This is a genomic window from Calidithermus roseus, assembly GCF_003574095.1.
Taxonomy (GTDB): Bacteria; Deinococcota; Deinococci; order Deinococcales; family Thermaceae; genus Calidithermus; species Calidithermus roseus.
Genome location: NZ_QWLA01000017.1, coordinates 41,508 through 50,342, shown reverse-complemented (window position 1 = coordinate 50,342; position 8,835 = coordinate 41,508). Strand labels below are relative to the sequence as shown.

Annotated in this window: 9 protein-coding genes and 1 pseudogene; 4 read left to right on the top strand and 6 right to left on the bottom strand. The window is 64.0% G+C overall.

What is annotated here, in order from left to right:
- Nucleotides 1-128 precede the first annotated feature (128 nt).
- The 3 genes and pseudogenes from Mrose_RS19360 to Mrose_RS06220 all read left to right on the top strand — a co-directional run.
- Nucleotides 129-462, top strand: a pseudogene (locus Mrose_RS19360) (hypothetical protein); the annotation flags it as partial.
- Nucleotides 463-513: 51 nt separating this feature from the next.
- A complete protein-coding gene (locus tag Mrose_RS06225) occupies nt 514-1,299 on the top strand; it encodes an IS5 family transposase (protein WP_119276559.1) in 786 nt (261 codons plus the stop codon).
- Nucleotides 1,300-1,328: 29 nt separating this feature from the next.
- Nucleotides 1,329-2,438 carry a sensor histidine kinase KdpD gene (locus tag Mrose_RS06220; RefSeq protein WP_220452292.1) on the top strand — a complete coding sequence of 370 codons (1,110 nt, stop codon included), beginning with the start codon at nt 1,329-1,331 and terminating at the stop codon, nt 2,436-2,438.
- Between the two features lie 41 nt (nt 2,439-2,479).
- Here Mrose_RS06220 and Mrose_RS06215 read toward each other — a convergent pair whose 3' ends face one another.
- The 6 genes from Mrose_RS06215 to Mrose_RS06190 all read right to left on the bottom strand — a co-directional run bounded on the left by Mrose_RS06215 (nt 2,480) and on the right by Mrose_RS06190 (nt 7,869).
- Nucleotides 2,480-3,775, bottom strand: a complete 1,296-nt coding sequence (locus tag Mrose_RS06215) for an ABC transporter ATP-binding protein (RefSeq protein ID WP_119276558.1) — start codon at nt 3,773-3,775, stop codon at nt 2,480-2,482.
- Between the two features lie 31 nt (nt 3,776-3,806).
- The gene (locus Mrose_RS06210) at nt 3,807-5,822 is read right to left on the bottom strand and encodes an ABC transporter permease (protein ID WP_119276557.1); all 2,016 of its coding nucleotides are present in this window, start codon (nt 5,820-5,822) and stop codon (nt 3,807-3,809) included.
- A 209-nt stretch (nt 5,823-6,031) separates the two neighbouring features.
- The gene (gene tatA / locus Mrose_RS06205) at nt 6,032-6,211 is read right to left on the bottom strand and encodes a twin-arginine translocase TatA/TatE family subunit (RefSeq protein WP_119276556.1); all 180 of its coding nucleotides are present in this window, start codon (nt 6,209-6,211) and stop codon (nt 6,032-6,034) included.
- Nucleotides 6,212-6,271: 60 nt separating this feature from the next.
- Nucleotides 6,272-6,583, bottom strand: coding sequence for a ComEA family DNA-binding protein (locus tag Mrose_RS06200; protein ID WP_119276555.1), 312 nt, complete (start codon nt 6,581-6,583; stop codon nt 6,272-6,274).
- A gap of 141 nt (nt 6,584-6,724) precedes the next feature.
- Nucleotides 6,725-7,243: a DUF421 domain-containing protein gene (locus Mrose_RS06195; protein WP_119276554.1), complete on the bottom strand. Its 519-nt coding sequence runs from the start codon at nt 7,241-7,243 to the stop codon at nt 6,725-6,727.
- Nucleotides 7,243-7,869: a GNAT family N-acetyltransferase gene (locus tag Mrose_RS06190; RefSeq protein ID WP_119276553.1), complete on the bottom strand. Its 627-nt coding sequence runs from the start codon at nt 7,867-7,869 to the stop codon at nt 7,243-7,245. Before Mrose_RS06190 ends, Mrose_RS06195 begins: the two co-directional genes overlap by 1 nt.
- On the opposite strand from Mrose_RS06190, the gene Mrose_RS06185 reads away from it, so the two are divergent.
- Nucleotides 7,868-8,812 (top strand): PIG-L deacetylase family protein, encoded by a 945-nt coding sequence (locus tag Mrose_RS06185; RefSeq protein ID WP_119276552.1) that lies wholly within the window; start codon nt 7,868-7,870, stop codon nt 8,810-8,812. The two genes, Mrose_RS06190 and Mrose_RS06185, sit on opposite strands and share 2 nt — an antisense overlap.
- The last annotated feature ends 23 nt before the right edge of the window (nt 8,813-8,835 follow it).

Sequence of the window (8,835 nt, the reverse complement as noted above, 5' to 3'; positions counted from 1 at the left end):
AAGTTCGGTGAGGGGGTGCGTTCTCGCAAACTCCGCCTGCAGATGCGGGAGTGCCGGGTCAAGGCGTTGGTCTACAACGCCTACCGTTAGTCATCTCGCTACATTATGGGAACTTTGCAACAGAGCAGGTTGAGGTCGCCTTTGTGGACCAGGGCTACACCGGCCTGCAAGCCGAGCAGGCCGCCGCCGGGGAAGGCATCGAGCTGTGCGTAGTCAAGCTTGAAGAGGCCAAAAAGGGCTTTGTTCTGCTGCCCAGGCGGTGGGTCGTCGAGCGGAGTTTGCGCAGACAAGCGGGCCTCCAAGCTTGGAGGCCCGTCTGCTTGGCCCGCCTGGATGGCGCGCTTCCGCCGTCTTTCACGGGATTACGAGCGCCTGGCCGACACCCTCAAGGGCTTCCACTGGCTGGCCTTCTCGATTCTGCTCCTGCCGAAAGTCCTTGATGGTTTACGTTTGGCTTCCTAGAGCATGTCTGAATAGGTTATCAAGGGAAAAAGGGGTAGTTTGGTGTTTGCTATGACCAACTACCCCAGCGATCTTAGCACAAAGGAATACGAGCTGTTGAAGCCCCTGCTGCCCGAACTGAAGCCTCATCCCAGACGCAAGTGGGATTGGCACCTGATCTTGAACGCTATTTTCTACGTGCTCAGAGGAGGCTGTGCCTGGCGGTTGATGCCCTCCGACCACGTGCCCTGGCAGACCGCCTACCACTACTTCAGGGTGTGGAGTTTGGATGGAACCTGGGAGCGGATCAACGGGAGCCTCCGGGCGCAGGTAAGGGTGGCCTCCGGGAGACACCCCGAGCCCACTGCCGGGATCGTAGATAGCCAGAGTGCCAAGACCGGTCGTCAGGGTGGGGAATGCGGGTTTGATGGACACAAGGGGGTCAAGGGACGCAAACGTTTCATCCTCACCGACACCCTGGGGCTGGTGCTCAAAGCCAAAGTACTCAAAGCCGATACACACGAGGGGGCTGGGGGAATCCAGCTGCTCCAAGAGGCCTTCCCGGACTTCCCCACCCTGCTCAAACTCTGGGTAGCTCAGGGCTTCAGGGGTAGCTTCATTGACTGGGTGGCTGCAAACCTCCCCCTGGAGGTCGAGGTCTCCAAAGGTCTGGGCAAACCTGGGGAACCCGGCTTTGTGCCCGCTCCACGGCGCTGGGTGATTGAACGCACCTTTGCTTGGCTCACTGGCTTCCGCCGGCTCACCCGTGATTTCGAACGCTTTGCCCGCACTACCGAGGCCATCATCTACGCCTGCATGACCCGCATCATGCTCGCTCGCCTGGCTAAAATCGTGTGAGGCCGCTATTCAGACACACTCTAAGGTTTGTGGAAGCGCTGCCCGACCCTCAGCAGCTGCTCGAGGCCATCCTGAAGAGCGGGAGAGGCCGCCACAAGATCTACGTGGGGGCCGCCGCCGGGGTGGGCAAGACCTACCGGGCCCTGCAGGAGATACGGGAGCGACTCGAGGCAGGAGTGGATGCGGTGGTGGGCTACCTTGAGACCCACGGGCGCGCTGATACCGCCCGGATGGGCGAGGGGCTGCCCATCTTTCCCCGCAAGCAGCTGGAGTACAAAGGGGTGACCCTCCCAGAAATGGACCTGGAGGGGCTGCTCGAGCGCCGCCCGGCGTTGGTGTTGGTGGACGAACTGGCTCACACCAACGCCCCCGGCTCCAAGAATGCCAAGCGCTACCAGGACGTGGAGGAGCTGCTTTCAACGGGAATCAGCGTGATCTCTACTATGAACATCCAGCACCTCGAGTCGCTCAACGACCTGGTAGCCCGCCTCACCGGGGTGCAGGTTAAAGAGCGCGTACCCGACCGGGTGCTTCTGGAGGCCGATGAGGTGATCCTGGTGGACGTGACCCCTGAGATTCTGCAAGAGCGGCTCCGGGCGGGCAAGATCTATCCCAAGACCAAGATCGAGCAGGCCCTGGCCAACTTCTTTACTGCGGAGAACCTGGCCGTGTTGCGTGAGCTGGCCCTGCGCAGTGTGGCGGATAAGGTCGAGGAGGATGCCTCGGCAGGGGAAGACTCCCCGGCCATCAAGGAGCGCATCGCCGTGGCGGTGACTCCAAGTTCCAAAGACGTCTTGCTCATCCGCCGCGGCGCCCGCATGGCCAGGCGGATGCGGGGCGAGCTGCACGTGGTGCATGTGAGGAACCGTCGTCTCTCCCGCGAGGAGGAGCGAGTATTGGACGGCCACCGCATCATCACCGAGGGCCTCGAGGGCCACTTTCACAGCCTCGAGGGTCGCGACGTCGCCCGGGCGCTGGCGGAGTTTGCCAAGGAGCATGGCATCACCCAGCTCGTCCTGGGCGAAAACTCCAACCCCACCTGGCGCGATTTTTTGCGGCTTTCGATCATCCAGCGGCTCATCCACCTGACCCACGACGTCGACATTCACATCATGGACCGACGCCGCGAGCGGCGATAGCTCCATTCAGGCCGCCTGCTGGCTCCAGGAGCTGCTTGGCTTTAAGTCCCGGGACTCGGCGCCCCCTCGCCATAGAGCACCCCAGCATTGTAGTCATACTCGAAGAGTTCGGCATATCGGCCCCAGTCGATGGCGATGGCTAGCACCGCAAGGGCCTCCTCGGTGGGCATATAGTCCTCCAGCTCGCGCACGAAGCGCTCCTCGGGAGCCCGCCCATTGGGACGGGTCTGGAGCACGCGGTGAATGTGCCCTACCAGCGGGACACTCAGCAGCATGCGTTCAGCGAAGATCTTCTTGCGGGTATTGGAGGAGGCTGCGGCAAAGCGCTGACCCAGCGGGCTGAGGCGGATGTCTCCCTCCTGCACCACCGCCAGCCCCAGCAACTCGGCGGCGTCGAGCAGGGGGAAGAGTTCGTCTACCTCGAGCTGCATCTCCCCGGCTAGCTTGGACAGGTCTTCCCGGCCAAAGCCGGGACCCTCGGCCACCCGCTCCAAAAGCCCCTCCAGCGCCCCAATGGGGGCCCTGGGTAGGCGGTGGCCTATGCCGATGGCCTCGGCGGGGGGCTGCTCGAGCCCAGGACGGGTGGTCAGGATCCGATAGACCTGCTCCACCCGCTCGACAAAGACCGGGTGCTCCCGCTTGCGCGGGTAAGGCAGCGGCACGGTGACCTCGGCCATTAGGCGCCCAGGATTGGCCGAAAGCACCAGGATGCGGTCGGCCAGCAGGACTGCCTCTTCGATGTTGTGGGTTACCAGGAGAATGCTCCTGGTGGGAATGCGTCGCTCGCTCCACAATTCCAGCAACTCGTCCCGCAGGCTCTCGGCGGTGAGCACGTCCAACGCGCTGAAGGGTTCATCCATGAACAGAATGTCAGGGTTGGTCACCAGGGCGCGGGCAAAGCCTACCCGCTGGCGCATCCCACCGGAAAGTTCCTTGGGGAAGGCTTTTTCGAAGCCATCCAGCCCGATGAGGTCGATGACTTCCAGCGCGCGGCGGCGGCGCTGGGGGGCGGGGACGCCCATGGCCTCCAGACCCAGCTCCACGTTCTGCTGCACAGTAAGCCAGGGGAACAAAGCGAAGTTCTGGAAGACCATAGCCATGCCGGGCATCGGCCCCTTCACGCGCTGGCCCCGGTAGCGCACTTCCCCCCAGGAGGGCCGGACGAGGCCGCTCAGGCAGCGCAGCAGGGTGCTCTTGCCCGAGCCGCTGCGGCCCAGCAGAGCTACGATCTCGCCCTCCTTCAGCTCGAGGTCGATGTCGTCGAGAACCGTGAAAGGCCTGCCCTCGGGGGTGCTGAAACTCTTGGTCAGGTGAGTGGCGCTGAGGATGCTCTGCATAGGGGCTCCTTTCCAGGGCTAATGGGCATCTTCAGTCAAGGCGGTAGCGCTCCTCGGCCAGTCGGTACAGTGGCTGCCAGAGGAGCCGGTTGTAGGCCAGCACCAGCAAACCCATCACCAGCATTCCCAGCCCCACGTGGGGGTTGAAGGCGCCGGTGCTCCAGTGGGCGATGTAGGCTCCTAAGCCAGTGGCGACCAGGGTGGTGCTGCCCCAGCTCACCCGTTCGGCCACGATGCTGGCGTTCCAGCTACCCCCCGCGGCGGTGATGCCTCCGGTCACCAGGGCTGGGAAGGTGGCTGGGAGGACGAGCCGCCGCCACCAGGCCCAGCCAGAGAGCCCGTGCATCCGGGCGGCCTCCTTGAGATCGTTGGGGAGGGTCATGGCTGCAGCCACCACGTTGAAGAGCAGGTACCACTGGGTGCCCAGCACCATCAATGGGGAAAGCCAGAACTCGGGGTTGAGCCTGAGGTTGGCGAGGGCCACGACGAAGAGGGGAAAGAGCAGATTGGCGGGAAAGGCTGCGCCGAACTGGGCCAGGGGCTGCGCCCACTGGGCGACTGTAGGCCGCAGGCCGACGTATACCCCGATGGGGGTCCACAAGCAAGCGGCCAGCAGCACCATCGCGCTGACCCGTAGCATGGTGCATAGCCCGTATTTGAGCACTTCCCACACCTCCGGCCAAGCTACCTTGCCGGTGGGGGCCAAAGGTCGTGAGCAGGCTTCAACCAAGTTAGCTGGAGCCCCCACCTCCGGCTCGTGCAACAAAGTCCGCATTTCCTCGCGCACCACCTGACCTCCCTGGCTCGCAGCACAGAGCTGGGAAAGCCATACGGTCCGATCGGCTCCTGGAGCGATGCCCAAAGAGGCAAAGCGCCGGGCAAGCTCGGGAGAAAAGTTGCGGTTGAGGTTCGGGTTGGGCTGCAGCATTCGCCCTCCCTGAAAACCCAAGCCGGGGCCAAACAAGTAGCTTAGCAATACCCCTAGCAGGCTGAGCGAGGCCACAGCCAGCCCCAGGTTGAAGCCGAGGTCAGCCAGACGCTCCCTGCGCCGCCGCGTCAATCTGCCCTCCAGGGCGCTTCCCACTCGGCTGAACCGTGCCGAGCACAGCCACAGCCACTCCCACAAGGCGGCGGGCAGCCGGGCGATGCGCTGGGTTAGCCGGGCCCGCTGGAGCAGGGTCAGCACCCACGACCGGGCCGTGTTGGCGGCCCCGGATTGCTCGAGCCTGAACTTCTCGGCCCAGGCCACGACAGGGCGGAAGAAGAGCTGGTCGTACAGCAGCACCAGCAGAAAGAGGCTGATCCCCGCCCAGATCATGGCGCGGACATCAGCCTGCTGGATAGCCAAGGCGATGTAGGAGCCCACCCCCGGCAAATACTGCTCCCGCTCGCGCCCCGCCACGCTGATCACCTCCGAGGCCACCACGAAGAACCAACCTCCCGAGACCGACATCATGGCGTTCCAGACCAGACCCGGCATGGCGTAGGGCACCTCGAGCTTCCAGAGGCGCTGCCAGGGCGAGAGCCGCAGCATGGCCGCGGCTTCCACAAGTTCCTTGGGAACGGTCTTGAGCGCGCTGTAGAAGCTAAAGGTCATGTTCCAGACCTGCGAAGTGAAGATGGCGAAGATACTGGCCGCCTCGAGGCCGAACAGGCTGCCCCGGAACAGCCCCACGAAGATCGCGGTGCTCGCAGTGAGAAAGCCCAGGATAGGCAGCGACTGCAAGAAGTCGAGAAGGGCGATAAGCACGCGCTCGCTGCGCGGCACTTTCGCGGCGATGCTGCCGTAGACGAAGGTGAACGAAAGCGAAAGCAGGATGGCCAGCAGCATCCTGAGCAAACTGCGCAGGCTGTAGTAGGGCAGATAGACCGGCTCGAGGCTCACGGTGAGGTCGGGTGAGCGGGGGCCAAAGGGTTGGGTGGCCCCCTCCAGCGCCACCGTGAGCAGCGAGAGCAGCACCAGGATGCCGGGGATCACCACCAGATCCCAGCGGGAGAAGGGGGCGCGAGGTCGCAGGGAATCGGGGGAAGGGAACAAGCGCCTCATGGGCGCACCCCCGGCCCAGATTGCTTCAGAAATAACATGAAGACCTCCTCGGGGACGCCGTATCCTCGAGGAGGCTGAATCCTGCGGGTTCAGGGCAGAGCGCAACCCCCAGGAGGACTCGGCTTGGAACTGTAACTACCCGTATCTTCCATTGGGGCTGCTCGCGCTCCTCTCTGTGCGAAAATCCCTGACGAGGCGTTCATTGACATCTACCCAGGTTTTCGCGGGCTCGAGCCGTCCTCGAGGTCTTCGCGGATGGCGCTGGCTCCCTTTTTGAACTCCCGGATGGCCTCCCCCAGGCCGCGGGCCAGCTCGGGAAGCTTGCGCGGACCAAAGAGGAGCAGCACCACCAGCAGGATGATGGCGAGTTCGGGGAAACCGAGGTTCATGTCTTTCCCATCCTGCGCCATGGCGGGCTATGGCCCGCCATGGCGCTTCACCCTCCGCTCTCAGTTGAACAGCACGTAGGGGGCGATCTTCTTCCAGAGCGTGGGGCCGATGCCTTTGACTTTGCTCTGTAGATCCCGGGCACTCTTGTAAGGCCGGTGCTTGATGATCTCCTGGGCCAGCTTGGGGCCGATGCCGGGAAGGGTCTCGAGCTGGGCCAGAGTAGCGGTGTTGATGTGCACGGGGGCGATTTTGGTGGCTACGGTGGCCTTGCCTATGGTCGTCGTGCTCCCCGAGGCGGCGAAGGCCCCCAACGAGCCCCCCACCACCGCCAGCGCGGCCAGAGCCAGACCCAAGGACTTCTTCAGGTTCATACTGCCCTCCTTTTCCGTGATCCTGCTCGAGCGATCACGGGCGATACTGTGGGTCAGCAGTGTGAAGGCAGAATGAAGTTTTTGCCTTCAGAAAGATGAAATTCGGATTTCTTGCCGAGATCATCGATGGTTGTGTAGCCCTCAGCGATTGCGGCTTGATTTGACGTGGCGCACCTTGCGTACGGTGTGTTCCTTCATCGGCACCACCGAGATGGTGCCGTCGATCTCCAGTACCGCCGAGGCCACCTGCTCGGGTGTACTCACGCCATGCTCGCGCAGGGCGGCCTCGAGCTCAAGCGGATTGATCCCCTCACGCCGCAGGGCCTCGGGGAGGAGCTGGCCATTCCGGATGAGGATGGTGGGGGAGCCCTCGAGGCTCTGTCGTAGGGGACTTTTAGCCACGATGCGGTTGAGCAACAGCAGAATGATCGCCGCCAGCAGGCCGCCGGTGAGGCTGTTGTCAGGGCCGATCATGGCGTTTTGCACCGCATTGGACAGCAGCAGCAGGGTGAGCAGGTCGAAGGGGGTCATCTGACCCAGGGTGCGCTTGCCGGCCAGCCGCAGCAGCAAAAGCAGCACCACGTAGACCAGCGCCACCCGCAAGACGGTGAACAGCAGTGTCACACCCTCGCCCAGGGCCAGTTTGAGCGCTTCGCTCATCAGATCTCCTTCACCATTACCACGTGCACAGCCTCGCGCCCCAGCCAGGGTTGCCATAGGGGGCTTTTGGCCTCGCAGTAGACCCGAAACCCCGTTCGTTCATACAGTCGCATTGCCGCCTGGTTTTCCCGCGTGGTCGAAAGCTGCACCCCTCGCACCCCCCGCCCGCGTAAGGCCTCGAGGTGGGCGTTCAGCAGCGCCTGCCCTAACCCTGCCCCCCGCGCCTGGGGCAGCAGGTTGATGTGCAACTGAGCGGGATAGAGGTCGATGGGGGCGTGGGGTGTGGGGTAGCGGGCCATGCGCAGGAGGTAGGCCAGTGAGGATCCCAGGTAGGGGTATCGGCCCTGCAAGGCCCGGCCCAGCAGCCAGGGCACACTCCCGAGCATGTGGCGCTGGTAGGCCCTCAAATGGGCCGTGCCCAGGATGTAGCCCACCGGCACACCCCCCTGGAGGGCCAGGAAGTTGCCATAGCCCACCGCGCTGAGGTATGGCCGCACCCAGAGGTCGGTGAAGAGGGTGAAATCGGGGAAGAAGCGCCGGGCGCTTTCACCGAAGAAGCCGGTGGCGTAGGCGATGTGGCTCAGGGCCTCGAGGTCTTCCATGCGGGCTTCACGAATTTCGGCCATGATGGGGTTCGTGCGTCGGCGCTTCAGGAAACGTTACATCTTGCTCACAACCTTGCTCGTGGTCTTCGTGGTGATCAACGCCCCCGGGATCTTCGCTTGGGGGTACGGCCTCTATTATCGCCGCAGCGTGAGCCACCTGCCCCAGATCACTCTGCTGAATGAACGGATGCTGGTGCTCTCGCCCCATCCCGACGACGAGAGTCTTTGCTGCGCGGGGGCTATCCAGCAGGTGCTGCGTGGTGGAGGAGAGGTCTGGGTACTGTGGTTCACCAACGGCGATGGCTTCGAGTGGGATGCCAGCCTGCTCGCACACACCCTCAGGCCGCAGGGCCCGGCCTCGCTCGAGCTGGGTCGGCGACGCATGGAGGAGGCTCGACAGGCGGCACGCCGGTTAGGGATACCCGAAGGCCACCTCTTCTTCCTGGGCTATCCCGACCGGGGCCTCGAGGCCCTGCTCTGGCATTCGGGGGGTTCGCCCTACCGCTCGCGCTTGACCGGGGTGAGCTACGTGCCCTACTCCGGTACACTTTCGCCCGGAGCGCCCTACACGGGCGAGTCACTGCGACGGGATTTCCGGCGGGTGCTCGAGCGGGTGCGGCCCACCCTGGTGCTGGCTCCCTCTCTGAAGGACGCCCATCCCGATCACCGTGCCGTCGGGCTCCTGGCCCAGCAGGAGGTACCTGCCGACCGCCTGCGCTTTTGGATCGTGCACGGCGGGCTGGAGTGGCCCCTGCCTAAGGGCCTGCACCCTGACCTGCCCCTCGAGCCCGCTCCGCGGGGTAGGGGTCTGCCCTGGCAGCGCCTGCCCCTGAGCCCCCAGGAGCGCAGGGCTAAGCTCGAGGCCCTGCGGGCCCACGCCACCCAGATGAGGCTGCTGGCGCGCTTCCTGCTGGCCTTCGTGCGGGAAAACGAGCTGTTCAGCTCTCGATCGGATGTAGATTAGAGGGCAGAGGGACGCTATTTCGA